Annotated in this window: 17 protein-coding genes; all 17 read right to left on the minus strand. The window is 44.2% G+C overall.

The genetic code is table 11. From position 1 onward, the window contains the following. Position 1: 1 nt before the first annotated feature. Positions 2–439: a hypothetical protein gene (locus P9L93_07915; protein ID MDP8231003.1), complete on the minus strand. Its 438-nt coding sequence runs from the start codon at positions 437–439 to the stop codon at positions 2–4. Continuing rightward, on the minus strand, positions 440–1510 hold the full coding sequence (locus tag P9L93_07920; GenBank protein MDP8231004.1) for a type IV pilus twitching motility protein PilT: 1071 nt from the start codon (positions 1508–1510) through the stop codon (positions 440–442). It lies immediately after the preceding gene. A 19-nt stretch (positions 1511–1529) separates the two neighbouring features. Further along, on the minus strand, positions 1530–2942 hold the full coding sequence (locus tag P9L93_07925; GenBank protein MDP8231005.1) for a diguanylate cyclase: 1413 nt from the start codon (positions 2940–2942) through the stop codon (positions 1530–1532). 54 nt (positions 2943–2996) lie between these two features. Continuing rightward, entirely contained in the window at positions 2997–4580 is a 1584-nt protein-coding gene (locus P9L93_07930) for a radical SAM protein (protein MDP8231006.1), read from the minus strand. Between the two features lie 48 nt (positions 4581–4628). Next, complete coding sequence (gene rodA, locus P9L93_07935) at positions 4629–5708, minus strand: rod shape-determining protein RodA (protein MDP8231007.1); 1080 nt, start codon at positions 5706–5708, stop codon at positions 4629–4631. A 95-nt stretch (positions 5709–5803) separates the two neighbouring features. After that, positions 5804–7471: a penicillin-binding protein 2 gene (mrdA, locus tag P9L93_07940; protein ID MDP8231008.1), complete on the minus strand. Its 1668-nt coding sequence runs from the start codon at positions 7469–7471 to the stop codon at positions 5804–5806. Next, positions 7468–7887, minus strand: coding sequence for a hypothetical protein (locus tag P9L93_07945; GenBank protein ID MDP8231009.1), 420 nt, complete (start codon positions 7885–7887; stop codon positions 7468–7470). The genes mrdA and P9L93_07945 overlap by 4 nt, the downstream gene beginning before the upstream one ends. Before the next feature lie 11 nt (positions 7888–7898). Then, positions 7899–8675, minus strand: a complete 777-nt coding sequence (mreC, locus tag P9L93_07950) for a rod shape-determining protein MreC (protein ID MDP8231010.1) — start codon at positions 8673–8675, stop codon at positions 7899–7901. Between the two features lie 21 nt (positions 8676–8696). Next, positions 8697–9764 (minus strand): rod shape-determining protein, encoded by a 1068-nt coding sequence (locus P9L93_07955; protein ID MDP8231011.1) that lies wholly within the window; start codon positions 9762–9764, stop codon positions 8697–8699. Positions 9765–9819: 55 nt separating this feature from the next. Then, positions 9820–11334 carry a 3-phosphoshikimate 1-carboxyvinyltransferase gene (gene aroA / locus P9L93_07960; protein MDP8231012.1) on the minus strand — a complete coding sequence of 505 codons (1515 nt, stop codon included), beginning with the start codon at positions 11332–11334 and terminating at the stop codon, positions 9820–9822. After that, a complete protein-coding gene (locus P9L93_07965; protein ID MDP8231013.1) occupies positions 11321–12118 on the minus strand; it encodes a hypothetical protein in 798 nt (265 codons plus the stop codon). Before P9L93_07965 ends, aroA begins: the two co-directional genes overlap by 14 nt. Before the next feature lie 107 nt (positions 12119–12225). After that, positions 12226–12495: a SpoVG family protein gene (locus P9L93_07970; protein ID MDP8231014.1), complete on the minus strand. Its 270-nt coding sequence runs from the start codon at positions 12493–12495 to the stop codon at positions 12226–12228. 20 nt (positions 12496–12515) lie between these two features. Further along, a complete protein-coding gene (locus P9L93_07975) occupies positions 12516–12950 on the minus strand; it encodes a zf-HC2 domain-containing protein (GenBank protein MDP8231015.1) in 435 nt (144 codons plus the stop codon). A 45-nt stretch (positions 12951–12995) separates the two neighbouring features. Then, the gene (locus P9L93_07980; protein MDP8231016.1) at positions 12996–13547 is read right to left on the minus strand and encodes a sigma-70 family RNA polymerase sigma factor; all 552 of its coding nucleotides are present in this window, start codon (positions 13545–13547) and stop codon (positions 12996–12998) included. Between the two features lie 51 nt (positions 13548–13598). Continuing rightward, positions 13599–14354: a transposase gene (locus tag P9L93_07985; GenBank protein MDP8231017.1), complete on the minus strand. Its 756-nt coding sequence runs from the start codon at positions 14352–14354 to the stop codon at positions 13599–13601. 176 nt (positions 14355–14530) lie between these two features. Next, positions 14531–14935 carry a hypothetical protein gene (locus P9L93_07990; GenBank protein ID MDP8231018.1) on the minus strand — a complete coding sequence of 135 codons (405 nt, stop codon included), beginning with the start codon at positions 14933–14935 and terminating at the stop codon, positions 14531–14533. 27 nt (positions 14936–14962) lie between these two features. Next, entirely contained in the window at positions 14963–15595 is a 633-nt protein-coding gene (locus P9L93_07995) for a tetratricopeptide repeat protein (protein ID MDP8231019.1), read from the minus strand. Positions 15596–15633: the final 38 nt, after the last annotated feature.

The following is a 15633-nucleotide window of genomic DNA, read 5'->3' on the forward strand; positions in this document are numbered from 1 at the left end:
GCTATTTATAATGATTATTTATTGCGTTCTTGATATCCGTCGCTGTGCTTACAAAAATTTGGACGCACAGACCTGAAACAAGCTCTATGTCTTCTATTGCGAGACTGTTCAAAGGGTTTGACATCGCTATTGTAAGATTATTGCCGATCTTATCCACGGGAATGAGACAAAACTGCGTAGCCACATTCTTTGGCACGATCTTAACGATCTCAGAATCTATATCATAATTATCGAGCGGCAGGTAAGGGAATCCGTATTGCGCGGTCAAGGCCTGCGCAATAGCTTCTTCAGTCGCATATTTCAGACCCACAAGGACTTGGCCAATGAGCCCGCCCTTTGTTTTTTGCACCTCAAGCGCATGCTGAAGCTGCTTTTTATTGATAATTCCTCTTTCAATAAGAAGCTCTCCTAATTTTTTCTTAATGATCTTTTTCGCCATTTATGTCTTCTCTTTAAACATCCTCTCTAAATCCTGCACCTCAGTGGTCCTGCCCAGCGCGTCTTCCTTTGTAATCTGTCCTTGTACAAAAAGATCAAAGAGTGACTGGTTCATTGTCTGCATACCTTCTCTCTGAGCAGTCTGCATAGTAGAATAAACCTGATGCGCTTTTGATTCCCTGATCTGACTCCGCACCGCAGCGCTGTTCACAAGAACCTCTACTGCCAGCACCCTGTCCTTTCCGGATCGGCTTGGTATCAGCTGCTGCGACAAAACACCCATCATCACAAACGAGAGCTGTGCCCTGACCTGGGGCTGCTGCCTCGCAGGAAAAACATCGATGATACGATTTATTGTCTGTACGCTATCTGATGTGTGCAGTGTCGCTAAAACCAGATGGCCTGTCTCTGCAATAGTCAATGCTGCCTCTACTGTCTCGAGATCTCTCATTTCCCCTATCAAGATGACATCAGGATCTTCTCTCAGAACATGCTTGAGCGCTTTTGCAAAAGTAAGCGTATCGCTGCCGACCTCTCTTTGGTCTATTATTGACTTCTTATTAGTATGTACATACTCTATGGGGTCTTCAACCGTAATTATATGACAATCCTTGCGGCTATTGATCCAGTCTACCATCGAGGCCAGCGTCGTTGATTTTCCACTGCCAGTAGCGCCTGTAACAAGCACAAGCCCTTTGGGCTTTTCGCAGAAGCCCTCCATTACATTTATTGGCAGGCCGCATTCTTCAAAACTCCGTATCTTAAAAGGCAATGCCCTGATAGCAGCGCCAACGTATCCCCTCTGCCAAAACACATTGACCCTGAATCTGCCAAATTCTTCTTTAGTAAACGCGAAATCCAACTCTCTGTCTCTTTCAAAGTGCGCCTTCTGCTCATTGGTAAGAATAGAATATATTAAATCCTTTGACGAATTCTCAGTCAATTCCTTCTCGCTAAGCGCCACAAGGCCCCCATGCACTCTTAGATGCGGGACAGACCCGACTCCCAAATGTAGATCCGATGCATTCTGTTTTACCATCTCCTTCAGTAATTGATTTAGATCTATTGCCATGCAATTCTCCTTTCGATATTCACACCACAACCCTGTTTTTACCTAATGATTTCGCGCTCTTAATAAGCTCCTCTGCCTTTTTCATAAGCTCATCTGCGCTTGAACCATCTATGGGATTCTCGCTCACGGCTATACTTACAGTCAGTTTCCCGCTGATCTCCATAAGTTTTGCAAGTCCAGATTCTACTTTTTTCTTTATCTCCTCTGCAACGTTTGCAACTTGTTTTTTATTTTTCTCAGGAACAATTATTGCAAACCTGTCTGTGGACAGGCGGCCGACTTTATCTACCGCTGTCACGCTGCTATTGAGCATCTCACCTAAACATTTTAGCAGAGTCTCTGCTTTTGATTCGCCAAAGCGCTCGTTAAAATCTTTAAAATTATCAATATCTACGAGCAGATAACCGCATGGCCTCTGGTAAAGACACGCCCTTTTTATTTCTTCGTCAAGCCTTGCATGTATAAAACCTTCGTTGTAAAGTCCTGTTAATTCATCCTTTACTGCGAGCTCCTTTGCTTTCTTTACCAGGATATCGTTCTCAACGGCTATTGTAACCTGTTTAACAAATATCCTCAGAAGCTCCTTTTCGTCTTCTTTGAACAGAAAATCCTCTTTTGCATTGCCTAACACGAGCATGCCGTAAGGCCTTCTGGAAATAACTATTGGAAGGATAGCAATGTTTTTCAAACCAAGCGAGGCGATAATCTTATTCGCTGCTATACTCCTAGGCTTCGAAGCCTTATCTATAATAAGCATATCTGTAACAAGATCACCTCTCTTAAGCACTAATTCACTCACTCTCTTTTTTTCAATATTTGACTGTGAAAATACCCCGGGTTCTCCTGAAACGCTGTCCGGCAGCATAATAAACGAGCAAGAACCGTTCCCGAGCTCTGATATCTTTTGCGATATAAAATCAAGGATCCTTAGAAGATCCGTTGAAGAAGATATGAGATTGCCTACCTGCAAAAGCCCTGAAAGCGCAAGTACCTTCTTATTTATCTCCATATTGATCAACTTTGTCTTTTCACCATAGTTCTTCAGCTCTTCTATGTTATCCTTGATCTTCTGCGTCATAATATTTAAAGACATTGATAGCTCACCGATCTCGTCCTCGCGATCCACCTTGATCACTCTCTCCATGTCTCCTTCTGCGATTCCCCTTGCGTCAACCGCCATCTGGACCACAGGATCTATCATCTGCTTTGTCGTATACAGCCCAAGAAGGGATATAATAATAGATATAACCAATATTAGACTTATATTGCCCAGTGAGAGACCAAGAAATAAAGCAATGTTAGGAAAGATGTAAGTCGTAACAAGCCATACGCATATCAAAAGCGGTATAAGCGACATCAGAGAAAAGGCGATCATCGTCTTGTACTTCAAACCTTTAGGAACCAGGGACATCTTTTTCAAGAAATTAATCATATTAACCTCCGTTTATCTTCATTTACTTTAGTATACATTACAACTCATCTAACTTCAAGCAACAATAAAGCTCCAGGGAAACTTAGTATCTCTGTTTTTAGTCAGGTACGGATCTGGATTAATTCCAGATTCTTCAAAGCATTGCAGCCAGAGATCGTAGTTAAAATGCTCTGTCCATGCCTGAAGTCTGGCACCCTTTTGCCAGGCCATTTGTATAACCTGGCCTACTTTCCTGTCTCCCCTGGATAAAATCGCTTCGATCCTGCTCATGCGAAGATCATGAAAATCCATTCTTATTTTTGTCTTTGAACGTAAATATTCTCTTTTATTTTTCAACACTTCTATATCTTCCATGCCTTCTCTTTCAAATTCCGAATGCGGCTTTGGTATAAATGGAGAGATGCTCAGGTTGACTCTTTTTATGCTCGAGGCAAGCTCTATGATCGCGTCTAAATCCTCTTCTCTTTCACCTGGCAGCCCTATCATAAAATAAAGTTTGACCTTTTTCCATCCTGATTTAAGCGCGATCTCAGATCTCTGTATTATATCTTTATTTTCAATATCCTTGTTCAAAAGTTTCCTTAATCGATCACTGCCGGATTCTGGCGCGAATGTCAATCCAGCCCTTTTCACAACACCACCTGCCTTGCCAGCATCAAAACTTTTGACCCTAAGAGAGGGTAAGGATATCTTTATGCCCAGCGGTTTAAACTTCTCCCCTAACTTTCCAACAAGTTCCTCGAGATATGGATAATTTCCGCTGGAAAGAGATAAAAGTGAGATCTCTTCATACCCTGTGCTTTTTATTGACTCTTCTGCTATTTCCAAAATCCTTTTTACTGAGCGTATGCGAAGAGGTTGAAATATTTTACACGCCTGACAAAACCTGCAGCGGTGTGGACATCCACGCATGATCTCAATACTGATCCTATCATGCACGATCTGAAGATACGGGACGATCGGATCTGTAGGAAAATACGCGCTGTCGAGATCCCCTATGATGCGCTTCGTGATATTTGATGCCCGATATGTTGGAACGTACACACCTTTAATCTTCGCAAGCTCTCTCAACACCTTGTCCCTTGTCCCGCCTGTCCCGAGCGAAGTCGAGGGATGTCCCTTGTCCCTAATAATGCCCGTAATCTCAAGTACCGCCTCTTCAGCCTCGCCGATCACAAACGCATCGACAAAGTCTGCCATTGGCTCAGGATTAAACGCGCATGGCCCGCCAGCTATGACCAATGGATGCTCGTCTCCTCTATCAGCGCTACGAAGCGGGATCTCGCCGAGCTCTAAAATATTCAAGACATCCACAAAACTCATCTCGTACTGGAGAGAAAAGCCAAGTATGTCAAAATCCTTCAGCGGCCTTCTGCTTTCCAGCGACGTAAGCACAGTCCCTTCCGTTCTCATCTTTCGCTCCATGTCAACCCACGGCGAAAACACCCGCTCACAAAGAATATCCTTTTTGCTATTCAAGAGACCGTATATTATCTTCATCCCCAAATGACTCATACCTATTTCGTATATATCAGGAAAACAAAGCGCCACCTTTAACCTGTCACTCGTCCATTCCTTATGGACAGCATTCCACTCCTTATTTATATATCTGCCTGGTTTTAAAATAGTTTTCTCCATATGAAGTAAAAGCCGAGGCTGGACCTCGGCTTTTCCGAGGTCCAGCCTCTACCTGTGTATTGCTATGCTCTGCAAGAGGCCCAGCGCCATCATTGTGACCAAAAGTGATGAGCCGCCGTAACTCACAAGAGGCAAAGGTAGTCCCACAACTGGCATAAATCCCATGGTCATACTCAGATTTACAATTACCTGCACGCCTATCATCGTCAATAGTCCTGCAGCCAGAAGCCTGCCGCAGGGATCAGTAGTCTTTTCAACTATAGCCATTGCCCGTCTTATTAAAATATAATAAAGGGCGATTAAAACAATGCCCCCGAAAAATCCCCATTCTTCTCCTGCTACAGAAAATATAAAATCTGTATGCCTTTCTGCCAGAAAATTTAACTGGTTTTGCGTGCCAGCCAGCCAACCCTTTCCAAAAATCCCCCCTGAACCTATGGCTATCTTCGACTGGATAATCGTATAGCCAGCGCCTAACGGATCCACGCCAGGATCAATGAACACCAGGAGTCTTTCCTTCTGATAGTCCTTTAATAAAAACCACGCTAACGGAGATAGTAAAACGCCAGCGCCTATCATAGAAAATAAATATTTAATTGGCGCGCCCCAGACGTACAACAACATAAATAATATCGGGACAAAGATAAGCGCAGTCCCTAGATCAGGCTCTTTAAGTATGAGAATAAACGGGGCTATTGTCATGAGTAAAGGTACGAAAATATTCTTAAGCCTCGCGTAGGCTTTATGAGTCGTGAGATACTGCACGAGCGCCAGCGTTATAAAAAGCTTTCCAAATTCAGAAGGCTGGATATTAAAAGCGCCTATTGCAAGCCACCTTTGCGCGCCAAGCCTGCGACTGCCAAATAAAAGCACAGCAAAAAGAAGCGCTATCGTCAGAAAATAAAATATATTTCCTATTCCCACGATCTTTCTGTAGTTTACGTTTATCATCCACATAAATATCAAAGACCCCAGCAAAAACCAAACTACCTGCCTCAACACAAAACCCCCATTATAAGGATATGTAGCGCTAAATAAAAACAAAAGCCCTAGCGCAAAAATCCCCAGAGCGCTCCCCATCAACACCCAATCAAAACCCTTATACTTTTTCAAGTCTAATTTAAGCATATTCGTTTAGCCCGTTTGCCCGTTTGCCCGTTTGCCCGTTTAGCCCGTTACCCGTTGACCGACGAAACGGGCAAACGGGCTAAACGGGCAACGGGCTAACGGGTATACCAGTATTCTATCGCCTTTCTCGCGATAAGCGCGGCAACATCACCGCCTGATCCGCCGTGTTCCAAAAAAACTACAAAACTAATCTCGGGTTTTTCATAAGGCGCGAATCCAGCAAACCACGCATGCGTCCTCAGGTCTCCCCCGGCCTGAGAAGTGCCGGTCTTGCCAGCAATAGAAACGTCACTGCTCCATGCCCGAAACCCTGTGCCGTCCTTATCATCGACAACGCCCCTCATCGCGCTTCTGATCAATTGTAGATTTTTTTCCTGCAGCTTTAACTTTATCTTCCTGGGCTTTCTCTCCAATATATGCGGTTCAATAAGATAGCCTCCGTTTGCCACAGCTGCTACCATGCGAACTATCTGTAAAGGCGTAACAAGCACATAACCCTGACCTATTGAAAGATTCGCAGTGTCACCCGCATACCAGCTTTCTCTTCTCTCTGTCTTCTTCCATGCCCGCGATGGCAAAAAACCCTGCATCTCACCCAAAAGCTCTATACGCATCTTTTTCCCAAAGCCTAAACTCTTAGCATATTCCAAAATCTTTTCAGCACCTATTGAAAGTCCCACGTTATAAAAATAAATATTGCACGACTGCGCAATCGCATCTCTAATATGCATCGCTCCATGACCGTCCCTATTCCAGCAGTGAAAATTGCCTGCACCGACCTTTAATCTTCCCCGGCAAAGAAAATCCGTCTCTGGCGTTATTTTATCAGACTCCAGGCCCGCAAGCGCAACAACTATTTTAAAAATTGAACCGGGTGGATATTGGCCCATGATAGCCCTATTTAAAAGAGGCGCATCGCTGTCGTTAAGGACGCTAAGGATCGAACCTCCGGGATCATAAGAAGGTGTGCTGACCATAGCCAGGATCTCCCCGCTCGAAACATCCATAAAGACTGCTGCGCCTTTTTTTTCTTTCATCGCTCTCCATAAAAAATTCTGCAGTTTCGCGTCTATTGTAAGAGAGATATCATTGCCCTTCCTTGGCCTTTTAAAATTCAAGATCTTCACCTGTCGGCCGCGATTATCAACCTGCACCTGCATGCCTCCATCCCTGCCACGCAGATGACCATCAATAACCTTTTCAATGCCATCCTTGCCTATCAGGTCCCTGGCATTATAACCATAACTCCTGAGTAACTCCAACTCGCTCTTATTTATCTCTCCCACATAACCAACGATATGCGCAGAAGCCTTTTTGTATACATGCCTCCTTAAAGGAAATTCTCTGACCAGGACGCCTGGCATATCCAGCTTTGACTCCTCTATGAGAACTGCCTCTCTCTTGGATACATTTTTTAACAACTCGCATGGCGCGAACGGCGCCTGATAGTTGCGTTTGTAATTTCTTTTCAATAAACTCTCTGGGATATTCAGAAGACTGGAAAGCTTTGCTATCTCGACATCGACATCACCGGCCTCTTGCGGTATTATAAAGACACCGAAGGCGAGCGTGTTATCGACGATCGCATTATCGTTTCTATCATATATGATCCCTCTGGGCGCGGCTATATTTAAGAGACGAATGCTGTTTTTGTAACTAAGATCTCTATAAAGCGGGCCTTTGATCACCTGGAGATAATAAAGGTAGGCGGCCAACAATATAAAAAGAATCGCAAATAAAAAATTTAAAGCCCTTATCCTCATATTGTCCTATGGCTACCATCGGCGATCTTAAACACCAGCGGCGAGATTGCAGTCGAAAAAAGAATTGTGATAAAAAAAGACGGGCGGATAACTCCACTCAGAACAAAATACAAAAGATAAAACAGGCCCAGCCCGCAAAATGAAAATATAAATTGCATAAAAATATTTTCCTTGTAAGACATGTGCTCCCTGGCAAGGCCTGATGCCAGGCCTATCATACCGTAAAGCGCGATATTCAATCCAAATGCGCAGCCAGAGAGTACTTCCATAAAGATCCCGATCCCGCAGCCAACGAGCGCTCCCAAAACCGGCCCTTTTCGCAGCCCTGCAAAAATCGCCAGCACTACTAAAAGATTTACATCATCCAGCACTGTCATTTGCAGTAAACCGGCAATAAAGATCCAGACAAAAAGCATAACCTCTCCTGCTAACGAATTACGAGTACCTCTTGTAACTGTCTCATGTCTACTTCTGGCTCTACAAGCGCGTTTAGATAAAGTCCGCTCGCGTCCTTATCCACAGAGACCACCTCGCCTATCAATATCTCCTTTTTAAATATACCACTGAATCCGGAAGTAATGATCTTGTCGCCTTCCTTGACCTCGCAATCTAAATCCAGATATTTCATAATAAGACCTGAACGCATATTTCCTGTAATCGCGCCCTCATCCCTTGTGCGCTGGACAATAGCGCTGACCACTGAATCACGATCAGTGATCAAAAGTACCCTGGCAATGCTCCAGCCCACCTCGCGCACTCTGCCCACAAGGCCATTCCCACTTATCACCACCATGCCTTTGCGCACATTGCGACTCTTACCTTTATCGATAATAATCGTGTCCTTTAGACCCGAAGGATCCTTGGCTATCATCATGGCTGGCACAAATTTATGTCTTTTAGCTTCTGTAAAATCAAGGAGCTCTCTAAGTCTCTTATTTTCCAAGCGAGTCTCCTGCAATTTTAAGATCTCTTTTTTCAGATTGATCAGATCCTCGCGCAAGATCTTATTCTCGCTCCGCATCTCATTAAAATTAGAGATATCGCGCAGCGCATAATACGAACCAGATACCACCTTAAGCGGCATGCGGAATATATTCAGGATTTTTATTTGGGTCTCTGCTGAAAAAATTTGGGAAAGAAATAAAAGGCTGGCTACACTAAGAAATACTATTACAAAAGGAAGGTTTTTCTCTTTTTTGCCCACGCACTAATGTTAATCCTTATATTAAAAATCCAGCCTAGAACGAACAGTGACTTTCTTTAGGTATTTTATTTCGCTTAAGACCTTGCCAGTGCCTATTGCCACTGCGGTCATGGGGTCTTCAGCTATATGGACAGGCAATCCTGTCTCTTCGCTTATCAGCTTATCCATTCCTCTTAAAAGAGCACCGCCTCCTGCTAGAATAATTCCCCTCTCGATCAGATCAGCTGAAAGTTCCGGTGGAGTCCTTTCAAGCGTCATCCTGGTGGCCTCGAGTATTGCTGAGATCGGGCCTGCGACTGCTTCTCTTATTTCTTCAGAAGAAATCGTGATCGTCTTGGGAAGGCCTGCCACTAAATCGCGACCGCGCACCTCCATTGTCAACTCTTCTTCAAGCGGATACGCAGAGCCTATCTTTATCTTTATCTCCTCTGCTGTGCGTTCACCGATCATAAGATTATACGTCTTTTTCAGATGTTCAATAATCGCCTCGTCCAGCTCGTCACCACCTATACGAATAGAGCGCGAAAATACAATACCTGCGAGCGATATAACAGCTATCTCAGTCGTGCCGCCGCCAATATCAATGATCATGTTGCCGCTCGGATCCTGAATCGGAAGCCCCACGCCAATAGCTGCTGAAATCGGTTCCTCCACCAGGTAGACCTCGCGCGCGCCAGCATGCTCTGCGGAATCCTTCACAGCTCTCTTCTCCACCTCTGTAATGCCAGACGGGATCGCGATCACCATACGCGGCCTCACAAATACCCTGCGATTGTGGACCTTTTTTATAAAATATCGGAGCATATCTTCTGTTATTTCAAAATCAGCAATAACACCATCCTTCATCGGCCTTATCGCAACGATATTGCCTGGCGTGCGTCCCAGCATTCGCTTTGCCTCTTCTCCTACTGCCAGTATATTGCGCACTCCCTTCTGAATCGCGACCACTGATGGTTCGCACAAAACTATTCCGCGGCCCTTTACATAGACAAGGGTCGTAGCAGTGCCAAGATCGATCCCCATATCATTCGAGAAAAGACCTAACAAATAATCAATGCCTTTTTTTAAAAGTCTAAAAAACTGCGTCATTTTTCACCTCTTCGAATTTCAATAATCTTAATTTTACCAAAGGGACGCGTCTTTGTCAAATATTCTTTAATATTTTAAAAAAACCTGGGAAGGATTTATTGATACAACTGAGGCCAGTTACTTTGACCTTGTCTTTAATAGCGAGGTCTGCGATAAGCATACTCATGGCTGTGCGATGGTCGCCAAAGCTAGAAACAGTCGCCCCATGCAAGTTTTTCCCACCGTTTATCACTATATGCCCACTCCTTGTCCCTTGCCTGCCCCGTACGAAATCTTTGATTTTCGTATGGGGTCCCTTGCCTGCCCCGTACGAAATCTTTGATTTTCGTATGGGGTCACTTGTCACTTTTATGTCTGCGCCCAATTTCCTCAAATTAGTCACCATAGACTTAACGCGGTCTGTCTCTTTTACGCGCAACTCTCCTATACCTTTAATATAGGTCGTACCTTTGGCAAAACACGCTGCAAGCATTATTATAGGTATTTCATCTATTGCCTGCACGACTTCTTTCGGCGAAATTATAATCCCCCGAAGTCTACTGGACTTTACAACAATATCCCCACACCCCTTGTCCCTTGCCTGCCCCGTACGAAATCTTTGATTTTCGTATGGGGTCCCTTGTCTGCCCCGTACGAAATCTTTGATTTTCGTATGGGGTCCCTTGTCCCTGACATCCGCTCCCATCCTCTTTAATATATCAATGATCCCGGTCCGCGTTGGATTAAGTCCGACATTTTTAATAATAATCTTTACGTTTGGCAAAATACAACCAGCAACAATAAAAAACGCAGCGCTAGAAATGTCACCAGGAATCTTGATTGTACCAGGCGATTTCAGCATAGCAGGACCTTTCAAACTAACTTTACACCCATGCCCCGTACCCGAGCGAAGCGAGTGGTTCGGGGCTTCACCCTTAACCCTACATCCAAATCGCCGCAGCATCTTCTCAGTATGATCTCTCGACTTCACCGGTTCAGATACACTCGTAACACCATTGGCGTATAACCCTGCCAACAACACACAAGACTTCACCTGCGCGCTTGCAATCTTTGATTTATATTTAATCGCTTTTAACTTGCCCCCTTGGATCTTTAAAGGAGGGCAAACCCACTCGGCCCTTGTCCCTTGTCCTTTGCCTGCCCCGTACGAAATCTTTGATTTTCGTATGGGGTCCCTTGTCCCTTCTACGCTAGCCCCCATCGCCTTAAGCGGCTTTACTACCCTAGCCATTGGCCTCTTCGAAAGCGAACGATCCCCCTTAAGAACAACTTTAAAATCCTGACCAGCTAAAATCCCAGGTAAAATCCGCATCGTAGTTCCAGAATTACCAAGATATATAGGGCCTTTGGGCTTTTTTAACCCCCGCATCCCCACACCTGACACCTGACAGCTGAAAGCTAACAGCTTAATAGACACTCCCATGGCCCGAAACGCAGCTATAGTGCGCAAGATATCATCAGCCATCAATAGATTTTTTATGCGTGTAGTACCCTTTGAAATGGATGCGAGCATTATTGCTCGATGAGATATAGACTTATCAGGAGGGACGATTATCTTACAGACTTTCAATAATAAAATTACCTTTCTTCATGCGATTTATATTTCCGCCTGGCAAAACAGTCGCGGATGACATAGTATCATAAACCTTATTTATCTCAGCCACGCCCAGAAGCTCTGTTCCATCCCTTACTTCGAATTTCATGCCATTCTCAATGCCATTATCCTGGCCCAGATCAGTAACAACAAAGCTGTACTCTTTATTAACAACAAGTACTGTTCCTCTTAAAAGCTTCTTGGTTTGCTCTACTGCAGCTGATGGGGCACTTGCAGAAGAAGAACTCACCACTATCTTATCTAAATCCACTGAACTCTCTTTTAAATCAGAGATCTTATCCTGGAGCTTTTTCTTTTCAGACTTGAGCCTGGTGAGACTCGCCTTTGCCTTCTCGTAATCAAACTCCAAACCCTCCAGCTTCTTTGAAATGCTCAGCTTCTCTTTTCTCTCTTTTTCCAGCTCATCTTTTAATTCGTCGACTTCCTTTTTCTTTGCGGTCAGATCCTTTGTCGCTGCCTTAGCCTTGTCTTTTTCGTTCTCGATCTTCTCTGAAAAACCATCTATCTTTTCCTGCAGCTCTGTCATCTTTGTCTCTGCTTCTTCCTTGGCCTTCTTATTAGAATCGATCTCTTTCTCGAGTCGCCTCTTGTCTTTGAGCGTGGCAGCCAGCTTATCCTCCAGAAGCACCCTCTTCGTGTATTCCCTTTCCTTGCCTATAAATGCAAATACAGCAAGGCTTGCTGAAGCAATACTTGCGACCACTAACAAGACGAGAACGATCTTAAATGTTTTTGACATAAAATCCCCTTTTTGTGAAAAGTATATCCTTAAATAACTGAATTGTCAAGGATTATGAATGATTAGAGTTGTAGGCCGGGTTTAAACCCGGCCTACTAAGAAGAGCCCTACTGCTTACGCTCGTACTCCGACAGGACAATGTCGCTCAGTAATCCCCTGAACTCCTTTGTAGTCGGAAAAGCAATATCATGCCATTTACCATCTTTGTCTTGCCTTCGCGGCATGCCTACGAACAAACCATTCTTGCCTTCCACCACCTTGAGGCCCTTTACAATAAATACATTTGCGAACAAGAGATCCGCAAAGGCCTTAAGGTTTGTTTCTCCGCTGAGCCTGTGCAGGTTCAGCACCTGGATACCATTATCCGGCTTTACCATACCTATCACCTCCTGTTATATTAGACACGGGAGGAGGGTACTTTTCTTTCAACTTTTTTTTGAGCCTGCTGCATTCCTTTAAATATCATGATAGTGCGCCTTGCAGCCTCGCCTTCCATCGCCCACTTAAATCCCAGGATCAGCGACGCTGTCAGAAACTGCAAAAAGTACCTTTTGAACACAAATGAAAGCGCGAGCATAATAATTGTGCCAAAAAGCCACTTCAGTTCAGAGCGTGATCTTCTTTCTCGAACCCCAAGCATCTTTCTGATCTTCCCTTTTAGTAGCTCCGGGCATTCCCATGAGCCAGATCCAGCCTCATGGGCAAGCACTAAAAGATCAAGGCACTTCCCACAGCTAGCTATATGCGCTTCTATCTTCTCTCGCTCAGCACCTGAGAGAGCACTATCCAAATACGATGAAAGCTCCCTTTCATTAGGACACCTCATTGTCATCACCTTCCTCTATTATATATGACACATCAAACCTCTTATTTTCTTTCAAATTTTTTTCAAGCGCCTCTTTAAAATAGGCTTTTTTCTGGCAATAATAGTGGAGACCGTATTTATAGGCATCTTCATAAACCCTGCTATCTCCTTGTGCGTCCTCCCGTGTATTATGCTGGATTTCATCACGATCTTCTCTTTAGCGCCAAAATCCTCCATTGCCCCATCTAACTCATCTGCCAGAAGCATACTGCTGTCCGGCTCTACCTTTATATTATCCATCCTATAAAATTCATCTTCAGGAAGAAGTCTTTCCTTCTTCTGTCTCACATAATTAAGCGCCCTATTCTGAGTAACTATGCTGAGCCATGCGTTTATCTTCTTTCTATCCGCTACATCCCTAAGCCTGTCCTTCTCCCACAGCTCAAGAAAAATCCCCTGAACGATATCTTCTATGTCATGCTGGCCAAATGCAATACCGCTTCTCCTCAGCTTCTCCCTTGCCGAATAATACAAAAGGCCTGAGAAGCGTTCTATGAACTCTCCCCAGGCCTTTTCCTCGCGCCTGATACAACGCTCAATCAACTTCTGGGTATCTCCAAGCATACTCAGATACTATCACGCACTCACCTAAACCTCCATAGCCCCCCAGTCAGGTTAAAATGACCTACCTTGGTCGACCTCCCCCTCTGCTGGTCGAGGCGAAACCTCCGCAGTTTTCTTTTGCGGAGGTTTCGCCTCGACCACATCCACGTCGGGTCCTGATAAAACAAAATCTTCATATTCTGCACTATTTCTAAAATAACCACCGTGTAACTCATTATCTATTAAAAATGGGTACTTTTTCATCCCAAGAAAATCCAAATAACTTGACCACCTGTAATTTCTTAGAAAAAGCTTTGCTCGTTCCAAGTCTCTGACGCCTTTCTCTCTGAATTGTGGTTCGATAAGTTTTAAGGGATTACGATGAATATACTTGGATATTTGCATAATGTAGCTTTCTGTTTCAATTGAATTAGCCTTAAAAACACCCTGAAATAACACTCCGTTTCTTTTATATTTCTTGTTAAAATACATTGCATAACCAGTCCCCAGTTTCTGCATAAATTTCTCAACCCCACCTGCGACCATCTGTTGTAATACCAAATGATAATGATTTGGCATTAACACAAAATATAAGATTTTAACCAATTTCTCCGATGCTGAAACTAAAGCGGAGGCGAAACCTCCGTTTTTGCGGAGGTTTCGCCTCCGTAGTATACTTGCAAGTTCTACTGGTTTAGTAGTATTGAATCCTGACATAGAATGAATAAAACGCAAATAGTCCCTGTCCTCACAAAAAACTTTCCTCTTATCTGTGCCGCGATTATAAATGTGATACACGCCTTCTTCAACAAATTTGACCTTTCTCATATCAGTCTTTTGACCGAGGTTTCGCCTCGACCATCCTCCCTTCATTATATTAGACACGGGAGGAGGGCGATTTTCTTTCAATTATTTTCAAAAAAAATAGCCAGTGTCACTTTTTAGCAACACTGGCTATATGCTTACATGCTCAAGTGGTCGGAGGTTTCGCCTCCGCTACTTGTTTACGGCTGGGTTGGGGGTACTATTGGACCTAGCTCTCGGATCTCCTTGTTCTCCCTATTTAAATCGTACATATTGTTCGGGTCCATTCTGAAACCGAACTTTTCTTGCATTTGGCGATCTATCTCTGTGAGATTGTTCTGTTCCATTGAAAAGTATGCCTGCAATACGCCCATTCTCCCAAATGTCGCCTGTTTTGAAATGTATAATTGCTCGAACTCTGTCATTTGCTCGTCGTTCTTAAAAGAACATACTACCTTTCCTTCGCTTGGCGCAACTGCTACTTCCTGTGCCTCAGCTTCCTTCTCCTTCTTCTTGCCCCATGCAGCAAAAGCCGCATCGTCAACTACAAGAACAAGTCCCGCGACAAACATAATCAACATCAATACTGCCACGATCTTTCTCACTACCACACCTCCTTTGGTTTATTAAAGTTAACGGCCGAAAAACCAGCCGCGTTTCTTTTTCTTCTTTTTCTTTTCCGGTTTCGATTCCGGAGCTGGCTCTGCCTTTTTCTCTGGCGCCTTCTTTATCTCTGGCTCTGGCGCAGCTGCTTTCTCTACTGCCGGCGCCGTAACCTTACTAGCTATATTCGCGAGTCTCTCCTGCGCCTGGCTCCTGTTCCAATTGTCCTGCGCCTGCGCAACAATGTTATCCAGCACATTCTTTGCCTCGTCGAACTTGTCCAGCACAACCAAAAGATCTGCTACACGCATAGAATGCCACAGATTATGCGGCTCTAAGACCTGCGCACGTCTATACTGCTCGATCGCCTCATCCCATCTGCGCCAGTCGCTCAAACGATCTGCAAATCTTGTGACTAGCCCGGCATTATCCGGCAATACCTTTAATGCCTTCCTATAAAAAGCAATTGTCTCGTCAATGGTTCCTTCCCGTTCATAATCATCAAGGATGGAATTTACTGCTCCGCCAACAACAGCAGGATCCTTATCTATAAAATTCCCTATCTCCTGCAGAAGCGCATCCTTGTCTTCCTGACTCACTGCAAAAACTCCAGCCGGCACTACCAGCAAAACAACCAAAATCACACATATCTGCCTAAACATACAACCCCCTATTCTTTAAACATAGTTTACTGCTCTTA

The organism is Candidatus Gorgyraea atricola, assembly GCA_030765235.1.
Lineage (GTDB): Bacteria > Omnitrophota > Gorgyraeia > Gorgyraeales > Gorgyraeaceae > Gorgyraea > Gorgyraea atricola.

Excerpts from the sequence above, each read along its gene's own strand:
- P9L93_07915 (MDP8231003.1), bottom strand. The coding sequence starts at position 439 with ATGGCGAAAAAGATCATTAAGAAAAAATTAGGAGAGCTTCTTATTGAA.
- P9L93_07920 (MDP8231004.1), bottom strand. The coding sequence starts at position 1,510 with ATGGCAATAGATCTAAATCAATTACTGAAGGAGATGGTAAAACAGAAT.
- P9L93_07925 (MDP8231005.1), bottom strand. The coding sequence starts at position 2,942 with ATGATTAATTTCTTGAAAAAGATGTCCCTGGTTCCTAAAGGTTTGAAG.
- P9L93_07930 (MDP8231006.1), bottom strand. The coding sequence starts at position 4,580 with ATGGAGAAAACTATTTTAAAACCAGGCAGATATATAAATAAGGAGTGG.
- rodA (MDP8231007.1), bottom strand. The coding sequence starts at position 5,708 with ATGCTTAAATTAGACTTGAAAAAGTATAAGGGTTTTGATTGGGTGTTG.
- mrdA (MDP8231008.1), bottom strand. The coding sequence starts at position 7,471 with ATGAGGATAAGGGCTTTAAATTTTTTATTTGCGATTCTTTTTATATTG.
- P9L93_07945 (MDP8231009.1), bottom strand. The coding sequence starts at position 7,887 with ATGCTTTTTGTCTGGATCTTTATTGCCGGTTTACTGCAAATGACAGTG.
- P9L93_07955 (MDP8231011.1), bottom strand. The coding sequence starts at position 9,764 with ATGACGCAGTTTTTTAGACTTTTAAAAAAAGGCATTGATTATTTGTTA.
- P9L93_07965 (MDP8231013.1), bottom strand. The coding sequence starts at position 12,118 with ATGTCAAAAACATTTAAGATCGTTCTCGTCTTGTTAGTGGTCGCAAGT.
- P9L93_07970 (MDP8231014.1), bottom strand. The coding sequence starts at position 12,495 with ATGGTAAAGCCGGATAATGGTATCCAGGTGCTGAACCTGCACAGGCTC.
- P9L93_07975 (MDP8231015.1), bottom strand. The coding sequence starts at position 12,950 with ATGACAATGAGGTGTCCTAATGAAAGGGAGCTTTCATCGTATTTGGAT.
- P9L93_07980 (MDP8231016.1), bottom strand. The coding sequence starts at position 13,547 with ATGCTTGGAGATACCCAGAAGTTGATTGAGCGTTGTATCAGGCGCGAG.
- P9L93_07985 (MDP8231017.1), bottom strand. The coding sequence starts at position 14,354 with ATGAGAAAGGTCAAATTTGTTGAAGAAGGCGTGTATCACATTTATAAT.
- P9L93_07995 (MDP8231019.1), bottom strand. The coding sequence starts at position 15,595 with ATGTTTAGGCAGATATGTGTGATTTTGGTTGTTTTGCTGGTAGTGCCG.